Below are 15,130 nucleotides of genomic sequence, written 5' to 3' on the forward strand. Positions count from 1 at the left end.
TGGCCTACTGTCCTGGTTGTTCCAGAGCTTTTAAATACTCGTAAATAGCCACCTGGGCGCGCACTTTGCGGCGGTTGCCGCGCGGCACGTACTGGTTGCTCAGTTCTTTATCCACATAACGGGCCTTGACCGTATCGCTGAACAGGATCTCCAGAATGTCCAGAACGCGCTGTTTCAGCGCCGGATCCAGCAGCGATACCGCCACTTCGATACGGTAATCTATGTTGCGGGTCATCCAGTCGGCGGAGGACAGATACACCCGTTTGTCACCTTTGTTGTCGAAAACGTAAACCCGATCGTGTTCCAAAAAGCGATCGACGATGCTGATCACCTGAATATTGTCGCTGATCCCCGGCAGGTTGGGAATCAGGGAACACATGCCCCGCACCAGCAGGCGGATCTTCACGCCGGCGCCGGACGCGGTATATAACCGATCTACCAGCCCTTTATCCACCAGATTATTTATTTTCAACATAATGCCGGCCTGTTCCCCGGCCTGGGCGTTGGCGATTTCGTTGTCGATCAGCTCATACAGCTTCAGGCGCGAGTTCTGCGGCGACACCATCAGGTTGTCGAAGGTGACCGGCCGGTAGGGGTTCTCGATAAAGTTGAACACCCGGCGCACTTCGTTGGTGATGCGCGAGTCGGCGGTCAGCAGCGAATAGTCGGTATAGATGCGCGCGGTTTTTTCGTTAAAGTTGCCGGTGCCGATATGAGCATAGCGCACAATTTCATCGCCTTCACGGCGCGAAATCAGGAACAGTTTGGCGTGGATTTTCAGCCCCGGCGCCGAGAAGATTACGTGTACGCCGGCTTCGGTCAGGCGCTTCGCCCAGTGAATGTTGGCCTCTTCGTCGAAGCGCGCCTGCAGCTCGACCACCACCGTGACTTTCTTGCCGTTGTGCGCGGCGTGGATCATCGATTCGATGATGCGCGAGTCTTTCGCCACGCGGTAGATGTTGATTTTGATCGCCAGCACGCTCGGATCGAACGACGCCTGGCGCAGCAGCTCCAGCACGTGCTCAAAGGTGTGGTACGGGTAGTAGAGCAGCACGTCTTTTTCACGAATGGCGTCGAAGCCGTTGCGGAAACCGTCGAACCAGATGTGGCGCAGGCGCGGCAGCGGCTTGTTGACCAGATTGGCCTTGCCGACGTTCGGGAAGCTGATGAAGTCTTTAAAGTTGTGATAGCGGCCGCCGGCGATCACCGAATCGTAGTTGGAGATGCCCAGCTTGCCGCGCAGCAGTTCCACCATCTCGTTCGGCATGTCGCGCTGATAAACGAAGCGCACCGGTTCGGCGGTGAGGCGCTGTTTCAGGCTGGAGGACATCAGTTCCAGCAGGCTGGATTCCATTTCGGTCACCAGATCGTACTCGGCGTCGCGGGTCATCTTCATCGAATAGGCGTTGAGCGCGTCGTAGTCGAAGAAGCCTTTGAAAATCTCATCCAGGCAGTAACGCAGAATGTTGTCCAGCAGGATCATCGGCTTGCGGCGGCGCGGCGCTTCCGGCGGCAGATTGACGAAGCGCGGCACTTTGTCCGACGGGATTTCCAGCAGCGCATAGTCGGTGCGCGCGCCGCGGATAATTTCCACCGCCAGATAGGTGTAATCGTCTTTCAGGAACTGCACCAGATTGGTGTCGTGGTTGATCAGGATCGGCGTGATGTGCTGGCGCAGATGCTGTTTGAAATACTGGCGCAGCCAGATTTGCTGGTTTTCGGACACCTGGCGTTCGTTGATCAGGAAGATCTGGTTGCGCGCCATTTCCAGCAGCAGATCGTTGTACAGGCCGTCGAATTCCTGATCGGTTTTCAGCACCTTGGCCTGGATCTTTTTCAGCAGGTGGCGCGAGGCGCCGGCGGAGCCCTGCTCTTCGCTGATCAGGATGCGGCGTTTGAGATCGGCGAAGCGGACTTTATAGAACTCGTCGAGGTTGTTGGAGTAAATGCCCAGAAAACGCATTCGTTCAATCAGGGGATTGCTCTTATCTGCGGCTTCCTGCAACACGCGCTCATTAAAGGATAACCAGCTTAGTTCTTTTTCGATGTAGAGCTTTTCCTGACCCATTGCCACTCCAGTTCAATTTTAGAATAGGATCCGGGACGCAGCGCCCGGATGCCGCTCTAGTGTCCTTCATCATTATTGCGAGAGATTGACAGGAAAGTCCAACATATCCATTGCGTTGGCGCGCGGCGTTTTTCGCCGGCAATAAATTTTCCCCGCGGCGGGATGCCCGGCAGTGAAACGATCAGCATGAAATGACGGTTAGCAGGCTTATTCTTGGCGTTATAAAGCGTGTTTATGGTCATTTTTCAGCAATATATCAAATCCATATTGTCTGTTGGCAGTGTAAAAAACCTGGATTGAGTCGGGTAACTTTGTCATGCAAACGTCATAAAACTGACATAAGATGCCCGGTTATCTTACGGCGTAAGCCCGATTACATCAGCGACAGCGAGACACATGACACAGACGACGGCAAATCAACATCCCCGAGATCGCCTGCGCGGGCGCATCGACCGCGGCGTGCAGGCGGCAGTGACCGCCTGCGGGCTGATGGTGCTGATGACGTTGATGCTGATCTTCGTTTATCTGCTGTTTGCGGTGCTGCCGCTGTTCAAACCGGCCTCGGTTGGGCAGGCTCAGCCGCTGCCGATTGCGGCGTCTTCCCCGGCGCTGGCGCTGGGCATGGACGTGCAGCAGCGCGTCGGTTATCGCATCGATGCGCAGGGCTCGGGGCAATTTTATCGTCTGTCGCCGGCGCCGAGCGGCCAGGCCCAGACACCGCTGGCGCAGCAAACGCTGCTGGCCAAACCGGCGCTGCTCGCGCAGGCCGCCGGAGAGCGCGATCTGTTTGCACTGGCGCAGGCCGACGGCCGGTTGGTGGTGGCTCGCGCGGATTTCGCCACGGCGGAAAACGGCCGGCCGCAGTGGCTGTTCCCGCTCGGGCAACCGCCGCTGGCGCTGGATCCGCAGCGCAAGCCGCTGAAGCTGTTGTCGCTGGCGGACGCGCATCGCGGGCAGTATCTGCTGGCCGGGGTGACCGACGATCGGCGGCTGGTGTTCGGCCGTTTCAGCCCGGATCGGCCGCCGCAGTTCAGCGAACGTCCGCTGGAACACGATGCAGAGCAGTTGGTGTTGACGCCGGATGGCCGCCAGCTTTACCTGCTGGCGGGCAACCGGCTGGCGCGTTACCAGATCGACGGCGCGCAGCTTCAACTGCGTGAAACGCGCACCTTGGGCGAACACGCCCCGTACCAGATGACGGCGCTGCCCGGCGGCAGCGCGCTGCTGATCAAGGGCGCCGACGGCAACCTGCGCGAGTGGTTCGAGGTGGAAAAAGAGCAGCGCTGGCGACTGACGCCGGTGCAGCATTTCGACCACGGCGCCGACGGGCAGGAGCTGACGGTGGCTGAACCTTATCGCCGGGTGTTCGCCACCCTGCGGCCCGATGGCGGCTTCTCGTTATTCTCCACGATCCAATCCCAGCCGCTGCTGAATACCCGTTTGGGCGCCGAGGTGCGGCAAATGGCGTTCGCGCCGCGCGGCGATGGCCTGCTGCTGGAGAGCGCGCAGGGCTGGCAGCGCTATGCGCTCGACAACCCGTATCCGGACGTCACCTGGCGTTCGCTGTGGGGCAAGGTGTGGTACGAGAACTACCCGCAGCCGGCCTATGTCTGGCAGTCCACCTCCGGCGAAGACAGCTACCAACCTAAATTCAGCCTGATGCCGGTGATCTTCGGCACCTTCAAGGCGGCGGCTTACGCGATGCTGTTCGCCATCCCGCTGGCCTTGGCCGGCGCCATCTATACCGCTTACTTTATGACGCCGGGGCTACGGCGAGTGATCAAACCGGCTATCGAAGTGATGGGCGCGTTGCCGACGGTGGTGATCGGGCTGGTGGCCGGCATCTGGCTGGCGCCGATCATCGAGCAGTATCTGTTGGCGGTGCTGGCGTTGCCGCTGCTGCTGGCGGCGGCGGTGCTGCTGTGCGGCGCGTTGACCCATCGCTTTATGCCGCGCTGCCGGCCGGGCGTCGATCTGCTGTTGCTGTTGCCGCTGCTGGCGTTAACGGTGTGGCTGGCGTTCAGCCTGGGGCCGTGGCTGGAGGTGGCGCTGTTCGGTGAGCCGCTGCATTTCTGGCTGGGGGATAATTATGACCAGCGTAATGCGCTGGTGGTGGGCGTGGCGATGGGCTTCGCGCTGGTGCCGATCATCTTCTCGCTGGCGGAGGACGCGCTGTTCAGCGTGCCGGCCACCCTGAGCCAGGGTTCTTTGGCGCTGGGCGCCACCCAATGGCAGACGGTGATCAAGGTGGTGCTGCCTTCCGCCAGCGCCGGCATTTTCTCCGCGCTGATGATCGGCTTTGGCCGCGCGGTGGGAGAAACCATGATCGTGCTGATGGCCACCGGCAACACGCCGATTATTGACGGCAGCCTGTTCCAGGGGCTGCGAGCGCTGGCGGCCAATATCGCCATCGAAATGCCGGAGGCGGTTTCCGGCAGCAGCCATTACCGCGTGCTGTTCCTGACTGCGCTGGTGCTGTTTGTCTTCACCTTCGTGTTCAACACGCTGGCGGAGGCGGTGCGCCTGCGGCTGCGCAAGCGCTACACGCCGAACCAGGAGGCGCCATGAAAAACTGGGTGAAGAGCGGGTCGCCGTGGGTGTGGCTGACCGCCGGTTCGGTCGCCGTCAGCCTGCTGGCGCTGATCGGCATTCTGTTGCTGCTGGCCGGGCAGGGGATGCGCTATTTCTGGCCGAGCCCGGTTTATCAGTTCGAACTGAATCAGAACGGCGCCGGGCCGGTGACGGTGATCGGCGAGTTGTACCAGCAACAAAGCATTTCCCGGCGCCAGCTGGCCGAAGCGGGCGTCACGCCGCCGGGCGAGGCGCAGAACGTCGAACGTTATCTGATTAAGGTCGGCAACCGCGAGCGCGAGGGGCAGGATTTCCGCACCTTGCTGGCCAGCGATATCCGCAGCCAAAGCACGCCGCGCAGCCTGCTGGTGCTGGAACGCGACAGCCACGGCACCGCTTACGGCTATCTGGCGGGGCTGCTGGAAGACGGGCAACCGCTGACCGGCCGCAATCTGGGGCAGGCGTTGCAGCAGCGCCTGCCGCAAATCGCCGCGCTCTCGCGCCAGGCGCACGACATTCAATTCCGCGACATGGCGCGCATCAATCAGCAGTTTGACGCGCTGCGGCTGCGGGAAAAGCGCCTGCAGCGCGACGATAAGCTGGACGCCCGCGCGCAGGACGCCATCAAGGCCGAACGGCTGGAGCTGCAGCGGCAGTATCAGCTGTTGTCCGAACGTCTGGCGGGGCTGAACCGCGATCGCCAGCGCGACGCGTTGCTGCTGCGCGACATGCACGGGCAGACGTTGACCATTCCGCTCAGCCAGGTGCGCGATGCCTGGTACCCGAACGCCATGAGCACCTCCGAGAAGCTGGCGCACTGGGGCGAGCAGGTGAAGAAGTTTCTCATCGACAGCCCGCGCGAGGCGAATACCGAGGGCGGGGTGTTCCCGGCAATTTTCGGCACGGTGTTGATGGTGATCCTGATGTCGATCGTGGTGATGCCGTTTGGCGTGATCGCGGCGGTGTATTTGCACGAATATGCCGGCAACAATCTGCTGACGCGGGTGATCCGCATCGCGGTGGTCAATCTGGCCGGCGTGCCCTCGATCGTCTATGGCGTATTCGGCCTCGGCTTCTTCGTCTATATGATAGGCGGCACGCTCGATCAGCTGTTCTATCCTGAATCCCTGCCCAACCCGACCTTCGGCACGCCCGGCGTGCTGTGGGCGGCGCTGACGCTGGCGCTGCTGACGCTGCCGGTGGTGATCGTCGCCACCGAGGAAGGGCTGTCGCGCATACCCACCTCGCTGCGGCAGGGCTCGATGGCGCTGGGGGCCAGCCGGGCCGAGACGCTGTGGCGCATCGTGCTGCCGATGGCGGCGCCGGCGATGATGACCGGCCTGATCCTGGCGGTGGCGCGCGCCGCCGGGGAGACCGCGCCGCTGATGCTGGTGGGGGTCGTGAAATCGGTGCCGGTGCTGCCGGTGGACGAGATTTTCCCGTATCTGCACCTGGAGCGGAAGTTCATGCATTTGAGCTTCCAGATCTACGATATGGCATTCCAGAGCCCGAGCGTGGAGGCGGCGCGGCCGTTGGTGTTCGCCACCGCCTTCTTGCTGGTGACGATCGTGGTGAGTTTGAATCTGGCGGCGATGGGCATCCGCCATTCGCTGAGGGAGCGGTACCGAGCATGGTCGCAGTAACAATGACGCTATTTTTGGGGAGTGCGTAATGGGTTTGATGACGCCAGGCAGTTTGCCCCGGCTGGATGTCCAGCATCTCGACGATGAACAGACCGCGCTGGCGGTCAACGGCCTGAACCTGTTTTATGGTGACAAACAGGTGCTGCACGATATCTCGCTGCGTATCCCGAAACACCGGGTGACGGCCCTGATCGGCCCTTCGGGCTGTGGCAAATCGACGCTGCTGCGCTGTTTCAACCGCATGAACGATCTGGTGGACAACTGCCGCATCGAGGGCGAACTGCAGCTGAACGGCGCGGCGATCTCCGGCGCGCAGATCGACGTGGCGGCGCTGCGGCGGCGGGTGGGCATGGTGTTCCAGCGGCCGAACCCGTTCCCGAAATCGATCTATGAAAACGTGGTGTACGGCCTGCGGCTGCAGGGCGTGCGCGACCGGCGCTTGCTGGATGAAGCGGTGGAGCGTTCGCTGCGCGCCGCCGCGCTGTGGCATGAGGTGAAGGACCGGCTGCGCGAAAACGCCTTCCGCTTGTCCAGCGGCCAGCAGCAGCGCCTGGTGATCGCGCGTGCCATCGCCATCGAGCCGGAAGTACTGTTGCTCGACGAGCCGACTTCGGCGCTGGATCCGATCTCCACGCTGACCATCGAAGAGCTGATTTCGGCGTTGAAGCAGCGTTACAGTGTGGTGCTGGTGACGCACAACATGCAGCAAGCGGCGCGCGTCTCCGACTACACCGCCTTTATTCATCAGGGGCGGCTGGTGGAATACAACGACACCGACGCCATTTTCACGTCGCCGCGCCAGCGCCGCACCGAGGATTATATTACCGGGCGGTATGGGTGAGGGGAGAGCGACGGAGGTTTTCGCTCCGTCGCCGGCAATGGCCGTTGCAGTCGGCCTGCGTCTGCTGTTTTATTTTACCCGCGCATTAAGCCGGCATGAATTAATGCATGGCATAAGTCTGATTGCCGGCGAGTTTGTTTTATTCATTTTTCATCATGTGGAATTCAATCCATTCTCTGCAATTTATTATCAACCACAATTATGTTGTCGGTGATGATCAATATAATTGCTCATGTCGATAATGGCTGTGGCGGGCTCGGCGGTGCTGAAATGGTAATCCTTAATGCGCGCGGCCTTTAGCCGTAACCCGCAATACCAACCCCACCAACAGCAACGCAGCCCCCGAGGCATAGAGCGGGAACCAGCGCGTCCACCAGAGCGGGGAAAACAGCGGGGTGCTGTTGGGATCTGCAGGCGCGTAGCCGCTATAGGTATTTAGACCGGCGGCGATGGCGAGCATCGCCAGGCCGATAAAAAGCAGCAGGTTTGAAACTTTAGCCATTTACGTTACTCCTTCGTAGAAATTCAGAGGAAAGGTTCTTGTTATTGCGGTGCGTTACTGTTTCATCCACTATTCCGGTTAAATACGCTCTTGGCTTTTTTATCAGCTCATTTTCCGGTAAAAATGGCATCACCGAATACTAGCCGGTTATTCGCCAATAAAAAACCCGCCAGCGCGGGTTTTCTCTTTTTTCTCGCAGACCGTCACTTCACCAGCGGCTTATCGCCCGGCGTTTTGAACTTCGCCAGATATTGCGGCTGGAAGATGCACATGCGCAGCACGGTGCGGTATTCGCCGTTGACGAAGAACTCGTCGATCAGCTCGCCTTCCACGTTGAAGCCCAGCTTGCTGTAGATGTGGATCGCCTTCGGGTTCTCCTTGTCGACGATCAGGTACAGCTTGTACAGATTCAGCACCGAGAAGCCGTAGTCCATCGCCAGGCGGGCGGCGGTGCTGGCGTAGCCTTTGCCCTGGTGGGCGGGATCGATGATGATCTGGAATTCTGCGCGGCGGTGGATGTGATCGATCTCCACCAGTTCCACCAGGCCGACCTTGGCGCCTTCGTGCTCGATGATAAAGCGGCGCTCGCTCTGATCGTGGATGTGTTTGTCGTAGAGATCGGAAAGTTCGACAAAGGCTTCGTAGGGTTCTTCAAACCAATAGCGCATAACGCTGGCGTTGTTGTCCATCTGGTGGACGAACGACAGATCGTCCCGTTCCAATGGGCGTAACCTGACGCTGGCAGTGCTGGACATGTGGGCTCCTCTGTGCCGTGAAATTGTGCAAAGTATAACTTCACAGAATGGATGAAGGCGAAAAAAAACGGCGCCGTGTGGGCGCCGTTTAGGCAAGGTTCAGACTTCAGACGGTGCAGGTATTAGCTGGCCTGGCGACACTTATGGCCTCTGGTGGCAATGGAGTCTGCAATAAAATTTGTTCGGCGATTTCCGCCGATACTTTTTTAATCGCAACAATCAATTGAATTGCCGAATTTAGGACAACGCTTTTTATTTCTTCCACGCTTTTGCCGCGAAGAAACGAATGCAGGAAGACATCGCCAAACGCGCTACTGTTCAAGTCGCTGCGGGTTTTACAGGCCATCAGACGCTCAAATCCGTTATCGCTGTCATAGGGGCCTTCACAGAAAAATGCCGTTTCTACCGCGATTCGTTTGATCGCCATGAGTACAAATCCGTCCATCGAGGGGCTCTCCATTCGTTTTATTTAAGGAGCGGGCCGTGCGGATCAGGCCAGCGTCATTACCTTTCTCTTTCTGTTCTGCCAGCGCACCTGGCCCTCTCCCCAGGGTTTGAGCTTGTTGAAGCGCTTGATTGCCTGAGGTGCGAAACCGGGCCTGCAACAAAAATCGAGCAGCCATATCCTGTCTCCCTCATTCCATTCGGAAGGGTGAAGTGGGAACCCCGGATCGCGTTGCAATTGCGTTTCGGTGTCCTCCGTCAGACAGGCCCAGAGAACATAGGCCAGCGGTTGGTCATTGGTGTCGAAAAGAAACTTGATCTGCCCGTGCTGTATGGCAAATATCAAGCGCTCTTGAACGCTTTTTATCGGATGAAGGCTGTAATTTCGGTGATGTAACATGCAGCTCACGGCAAAACCAAGCTGCTCATAGTCTGACCATTGATCTTGGCCGCCGGCGGTTTCTCGAATATAGAGCGTCATGCTGGTTCATTTCTCCTGGAGGGGATGACAAGCGGCTGCCCGCCAAAGGTTTCTTTGGCGAAGGCCACCGCCTTTATCCGCATGTCGGTTAACAGTTGCCGCAAGCGTTGGTCGTCATCACCATTGGCCTCCACCAGAGCCGTGATTTCGTTGAGCATCTGTATTTTCCCGCACTGGGGGCGGGGCCGCAGCCTGAGGCGAGCCTGTTGCGCCATGCCTTTCTGAATAACGGTGGCATCGATTCCCTGGGCGCGGCAGGTTTCGACCAACCAATGATTGACCTGCGAGAAAGCGCGCAGGGTGCCCATAAAACGCGCATCCCGTGAGAAATCGTCATGCGTGGGGACGGGGTGCCCTTGGCTGCAGCGAATCAAGGTCACGACCAAACGTTCCAGCGGCGATTCGTCTCCCGCCATTTCCGCTGAGACATAGAGCTTTCGGCAACGGTGGATAAGCAGCTGCAGGAAACTGTTTGCCAGCCTCTCTAAGGGTTTTGGCGTCTCCGCCGGTGAGAGCAGGTCGATGGGAATGCCCAGTAGCGTCAAATAGCCGCGGCAACAGGCCTGCTGAAAAAAATGCCAGAAATAGGTTTTTACCTGTTGCTGGGCGATGGCAATGAAAGGCCGATCAAACAGGTACTTCCCAAGGTAGAAGCACAGCTCGGATAGGCTGTTCTGAATGATTGCCGGTTCTCTCATCAATTGTGCAAACTTGAGCTGGTATTCGAAATCGTAACGATGATCGCTGGGGAATAAACAGGTTAGCCCGTTAAAATCCAATACCCTACCGTCCATGGTGATGTTGGAGGATGAGGTAGTCAACATCAGGAAGCGGGTGCGGCAAAACGCCATTTGCCGAGCCAGACGTTTGGTGAGCTCATACATCCCCTCAAGGCAGCGGCGCCGCGGATCGCGAGCGGCCTGTTCGCTGAAGCCCGCGGTGGGGACCGGCAAATAGTCCGGCAGGCGGCGAAGCACGGATTTAACCCGTTGAACGTCATGCATGAGCTGCCCTGCATATTCCGCTTTGGGCCGGAAGTAGGGCGTTCGTTCAAAATGTGCCGGGCGGACCAGGGGCTCGCGAACCAGAAGGGCGCGGCGAGAGCGGCCCTTTGTGCGGGTGAAATCCCCATGGGTATAGCTGTCGGTGAGCAAAATCGCGTGGGTGCGCGCGGCGCCATAAGGCAACGTCTGCGCCAGCATTTCGCTCCATAGGGCTTCATAGATCGCCTGTTCGGCGCGCAGTTCGCCATTGGAGTGATACCAATCCGAACCTTGCCCGACCAGCGGATTAGCACCGATTCCTTTCACCTGGTAACGGCCATCAAAACCGCAGCGGGCGCCGCCGCCGTTACGTTGAATACCGCCTCCGCCGTAACGTTCCGCGTGGAAAACTTTGACGGCGCCTGGCGTATCGGGAGTGACCAGATAGCTGCACGCGGCGTGCAGCGCTTCGCCGTCTGCCTTTTCTTCGGCGGACCAAATGAGAGAGGACGTAACCCGGTGTGCCGTGAAAGGCACTAAATTTTCCGCCAGGTCCTTAAGTAAAAAAGAATCGCTCATTGGGTGATGTACTCTATGGTGTAGTTCAGTTCTGATACGGACGTGCGCTGCGCGAAACGAGCAAAAGCGGCGTCCAGATGCCCGGCGATATCGCGCAATGCTTCCGCCCTGGCCATCGCGGGGTGATCGCAGTCGATGTCGATATTTTGTATTCGTCCATGTACATAGGGGCGCCAGGCCTCCAAATCCAACCAGTCTTCTGCGCGCGGCGCTGCTGCCGTGAAGAACAGCAAATTACCGTAGAAGTGGCCGTGTTCCGACTGGCCGACCAGGCGGCGGCTATTAATCACCACGTCAATCAAGCGGTCGAGCGTGCCGTCATCCAGACTGGCCAGGGCGCTGCCGTGTTTTCGCAACAGGGCGATTGTTTCCGCGCGTTGCAGGATCTCGCCTTTCGGCACGACCAGCGAAGGCAATTCTTGATCGAAGGGCAAGGCGATGCCCGCAATGAACAACAGGGCGGCCAGCGCCAGGCTCTCCTCCTCTTCGCCATTGAGCGTTTCAAAAGCGAAGCGTCGCCACAGATCGCTGGGATAGGCATCCATCATCGCCAGCAATTCGACCTGCTGATCTTGTTGCTCTAGGTGGATGGCGACATTGTGGGCGATCATGCCGCCAACCGACCACCCGATGATCCAGTAAGGCCCCTCGGGCTGATGGGCGCGTATGCGCCTGGCATATTCTGCGGCCATTTCATCCATCGTTCGGGTGATATTGCTGCCCGGCGTCAGGCCTTGAGCTTGCAAGCCGACGATTTCACACGGCGTTTTGAGAAAACGCGCCAGGCCGCTGTAACACCAGGCGATGCCACCGGCCGGATGGATGCAAAACAGCGTCGGCAGCGCGTTTTGCGAAGCGCCGGTGCCAGGGCGCAGCAGCAGTGTGGCATCGAGCATATCCGGCGCTGAGTGCTGGCCTTGTTCGGCCAGCGCCCGGGCTGAAGGATGAGCAAAGATGCTGGCGATGGTGATTTGCCAACCCAGGCCGGCATTAATGCGGGCGGCGACATCAACGGCGCTCAGCGAGTTGCCTCCCAGTTCGAAGAAGTTGGCTTCAGGCGCCACGGCAGGCAGGCGCAGCGCATCGGCAAAATATTCGCACAGCCGTTGCTCCGTCAGGGAGGAGGGAATGCCACCGCCCTGTGATTGCGGGCTTTGCGGAGCGGGCAGCGCTTTTCTATCCAGTTTGCCATTGCGGCTGAGCGGCAGTTCGGAGAGAAACACCAGGCACTGCGGCAGCATGTAGGCAGGGAGATATTCCCGGCAGAGCGCTAGTAAGGCTTTTTCATCGGCCTCGGCGCCGCTGGCCACGACATAGGCGACAATGCGCCCGTCATGCATGTTGGCGCAGGACTGGAGCACCTGCGGATGTCGATTGAGAACCGCGTCAATTTCCTCCAGCTCAATACGCTGCCCGTGTATTTTTATCTGGTGATCCAGCCGCCCCAAATAGTCTATTTCGCCATTCGGGCGCCAGCGCGCCAGGTCTCCCGTGCGGTAAAGGCGCTTGCCGTCCGCCGTGGCGAAAAACCGTTCTGCCGTCAGCTCGGGTTGGCCCGCATAGCCGTCAGCGAGACAAATGCCCTCAATGTGCAATTCCCCTTCGATGCCGATGGGGGTGGTGTTGCCGAAGGGATCCAGCACGTGGATGCGCGTATTCCAAATGGGGCGGCCGATAGGCACGCTGCGCTTCTCGTCGCTGCAGCTCAGCGCGTGGTAAGTGACATCAATGGCGGCCTCCGTCGGGCCGTAAAGATTATGCAAAGGCGCCGTCAGCAATGTCCGCTGCCGTTGGGCCAGCTCCGGCGACAAGGCTTCCCCGCTGGCGAATACCCTGAGCAGCGGCAGCGGTTCGGGCCTGCGTTCGACGGCGTCGAGAAACAGCGCCAGCATCGATGGAACAAAGTGCAGCGTTGTGATGCGATGCTGCACGATGCAATTCAGCAGGTACGCCGGATCGGTATGGCCGCCGGGCCGCGCCATCACCAAGGTTGCGCCCCCGATCAGCGGCCAGAAAAACTCCCAAATCGACACATCAAAGGTGGCCGGCGTTTTCTGCAGCACGCGATCCTGCGTTCCGAGAGGATATTCGGCCTGCATCCATTGCAGGCGATTGGCCAAGGCAAGATGGCTCACGATCACCCCTTTTGGGGCGCCGCTGGAACCGGAGGTGAACAGAATATAAGCCGGATCTGCGCCGCTTTGCCGCGTGACGAGCGGTAATGCCGCGTCGCCCTGATGGGCGGCTAGTGAGTACAGCGCGGCGAGATCGAGCCGGGGAACGCTGTCCGGCAACCTGTCGTCATCGGCGCGATCGGCTATCAGCAATGCCGCATTGGCCTGCTCGAGCATCTTTTGCTGTCGCCGCGTTGGCAGTTCGGGCGACAGCGGCAATAGCGTGGCGCCGGCACGCATAATGGCCAGCAGAACCACTTCTAAGGCTACGCTGCGTTCAAGTGTGACGGCGATCACCTGGCCGCGAGCGCCTTGCAGATGGCGTTCAAGGGCATGCGCGCACCGCCGTGAGCGCAGTTCCAGCGCCGAATAGCTCAGCCGTTCGTTTTCGTCGAGCACGGCTAGCTGATGCGGAGTGGCTTGAGCCTGTTTGAGGAACAGGCCGAGGATCGTGTTGGCGGGTAACGGCTGGGCGGTGTCGTTCCATTGCGCGATTAACGCCAGTTCCGCCGGTGCTGGCAGCGTCAGTTGTTGCAGCGGAAGGGTCGGCGCCGCAACCAACTGCATGATCCAATGCAACAGCCGCCGCACATGCAATTGCAGCTCTGCGTGATGATGGCGCGCGGCATTGGCGATAAGACGCAGGCGGCGCGGTTGCAGGTCCGTACCCAGTTCCAGGTGGAGGTTAAGATCGCGTACGGGGCCGGTGGCGATATGTTTGACCGTGGCGCTTAGCTCCGCAAAATCGAGCGTCACAGGCGGAGGCAAGATGTTCAGTTCGATGCCGTAAAGGGGCAGAGTATCGCCTACCCTGCCGATGGCTCGGCCGATCCATTCTCCGCGGTAGCGCTGGTGCGCGAGCAGCTCGCGCCGGCTGCGGGCGACGGTGGCGCAAACGTCGCGAAAGTGCGCGTGTTGCGGCAAATCCAGCAGAAGCGGCAGGATATTGCTGCGTGTGACCGCCGCCTGGGCGCCATAAGTATCAAGCCGCCCCATGCAGGGCAGGCCGAACAACAGTTGCCGCTCGCCCGACCGACAGCGGGAGAAATAGCTGGCGAACGCGCTGAGCAAGATGTCGGATAACGCGATCCCGCTGCTTTGGTAGAAGCTGCCCAAGGCTAGCGCCAGCTCGGTATCGATAACGGTCTCGACTTCCAACGTGTGCTCGGCCATGGCTTGCGCTGGCGCACCCAGAAAGGTCGGCGCAGGCAACTGCGCGCAGCGCTGCATCCAGTAGCGGTGATCGTCCGCATATTGCGCGCTCTGCCTGTAGAGGACGTCGTCCTGGCAGAGCGTGGTCAGTTTGACAAAGCGGCTGGGGAGAGGCGGCGTTCCTTGCAACAGCGCTCGGTAATGCTCCCCCGCACGGCGGTGGAGCAGGGAATAGGCGTAGGCGTCGAAAGCGATATGGTGTATTCGGGAAAACCATATCGCTTCGCGTTCATTCAAAACATACAGCTGATGTTCATGAAGATGTAAATTCTCCGGTCCCTGTTCCCGTTGCGTTATCTGTTCCATCGCGCGCCAGGCGAGCGTCTCCGGGTCTGCGTGATGGCTGAGATCGCAGACGGTCACGCGGCCAGCAGGCTGGCGGATGCCGAAAGACGGAGTGCCATCGATATCGAGGAAACGGTGGTTGAGCACCTCAATATCCTGCAGAGCCAGTTCGATGGCGTTGAGCAATAATGTCCGATTAATTTCACCGTGCAGGCGCAGGGCTTGCGCCGTCGCATAGAGTTTGGAAGAGTGGCTCGCTTGCGATGCGTACCATACGCCCTGCTGGGTGTCCGCCAGGGGGGTATTATTAAGGGATGAATCATTCATTTTTTCTCTGGCTCCTGTTCTGGAGTGGTACTCAAGTGCCTTGTTACCAGGCTTTCCATTTTTCTTTTGGCCTGCAAAATCAAATCAATATCTCTGTGTAATTGATATTCAGTGCTTTGGGTTTTTCACCTTGCGCGATTTCATTCAATGAATGCACTGCGCTCTTCGTTGGCGACAATGACCGGCGGGGAAATTGCCTTGCCCTTATCGCCAAGGTCATCGCAAAATCTTCTGCCGCGTTTCGCCGGGCATACCGCAATAAATT

10 protein-coding genes are annotated in these 15,130 nt (G+C 59.3%); 3 read left to right on the forward strand and 7 right to left on the reverse strand.

Features of this window, described 5'->3' with window-relative positions; genetic code table 11:
• Positions 1-4: 4 nt before the first annotated feature.
• On the reverse strand, positions 5-2,068 hold the full coding sequence (ppk1, locus tag ACSBQV_RS18765; RefSeq protein ID WP_033644044.1) for a polyphosphate kinase 1: 2,064 nt from the start codon (positions 2,066-2,068) through the stop codon (positions 5-7).
• A 396-nt stretch (positions 2,069-2,464) separates the two neighbouring features.
• Between ppk1 and ACSBQV_RS18770 the strand changes: the two genes are divergently transcribed.
• From ACSBQV_RS18770 to pstB, 3 genes are read left to right on the forward strand one after another with little or no spacing between them, the layout of a single operon-like run.
• On the forward strand, positions 2,465-4,636 hold the full coding sequence (locus ACSBQV_RS18770) for an ABC transporter permease subunit (RefSeq protein ID WP_099789572.1): 2,172 nt from the start codon (positions 2,465-2,467) through the stop codon (positions 4,634-4,636).
• Positions 4,633-6,282, forward strand: a complete 1,650-nt coding sequence (gene pstA, locus ACSBQV_RS18775; RefSeq protein ID WP_033644042.1) for a phosphate ABC transporter permease PstA — start codon at positions 4,633-4,635, stop codon at positions 6,280-6,282. Before ACSBQV_RS18770 ends, pstA begins: the two co-directional genes overlap by 4 nt.
• 28 nt (positions 6,283-6,310) lie before the next feature.
• A complete protein-coding gene (gene pstB / locus ACSBQV_RS18780; RefSeq protein ID WP_004941613.1) occupies positions 6,311-7,123 on the forward strand; it encodes a phosphate ABC transporter ATP-binding protein PstB in 813 nt (270 codons plus the stop codon).
• Positions 7,124-7,403: 280 nt separating this feature from the next.
• Here pstB and ACSBQV_RS18785 read toward each other — a convergent pair whose 3' ends face one another.
• The 6 genes from ACSBQV_RS18785 to ACSBQV_RS18810 form a co-directional block, all read right to left on the reverse strand.
• Positions 7,404-7,625: a hypothetical protein gene (locus tag ACSBQV_RS18785; RefSeq protein WP_033644041.1), complete on the reverse strand. Its 222-nt coding sequence runs from the start codon at positions 7,623-7,625 to the stop codon at positions 7,404-7,406.
• A 203-nt stretch (positions 7,626-7,828) separates the two neighbouring features.
• Entirely contained in the window at positions 7,829-8,380 is a 552-nt protein-coding gene (speG, locus tag ACSBQV_RS18790) for a spermidine N1-acetyltransferase (RefSeq protein ID WP_033644040.1), read from the reverse strand.
• Between the two features lie 106 nt (positions 8,381-8,486).
• Positions 8,487-8,825 (reverse strand): hypothetical protein, encoded by a 339-nt coding sequence (locus ACSBQV_RS18795; RefSeq protein ID WP_044030693.1) that lies wholly within the window; start codon positions 8,823-8,825, stop codon positions 8,487-8,489.
• A gap of 45 nt (positions 8,826-8,870) precedes the next feature.
• Positions 8,871-9,305, reverse strand: a complete 435-nt coding sequence (locus ACSBQV_RS18800) for a toxin-activating lysine-acyltransferase (RefSeq protein ID WP_033644038.1) — start codon at positions 9,303-9,305, stop codon at positions 8,871-8,873.
• Positions 9,302-10,867 (reverse strand): hypothetical protein, encoded by a 1,566-nt coding sequence (locus tag ACSBQV_RS18805; RefSeq protein ID WP_047025625.1) that lies wholly within the window; start codon positions 10,865-10,867, stop codon positions 9,302-9,304. Before ACSBQV_RS18805 ends, ACSBQV_RS18800 begins: the two co-directional genes overlap by 4 nt.
• Positions 10,864-14,865 carry a non-ribosomal peptide synthetase gene (locus ACSBQV_RS18810; protein ID WP_099782431.1) on the reverse strand — a complete coding sequence of 1,334 codons (4,002 nt, stop codon included), beginning with the start codon at positions 14,863-14,865 and terminating at the stop codon, positions 10,864-10,866. The genes ACSBQV_RS18805 and ACSBQV_RS18810 overlap by 4 nt, the downstream gene beginning before the upstream one ends.
• Positions 14,866-15,130: the final 265 nt, after the last annotated feature.

It is taken from the genome of Serratia sp. B501, assembly GCF_051172315.1.
GTDB classification, from domain to species: Bacteria; Pseudomonadota; Gammaproteobacteria; order Enterobacterales; family Enterobacteriaceae; genus Serratia; species Serratia ureilytica.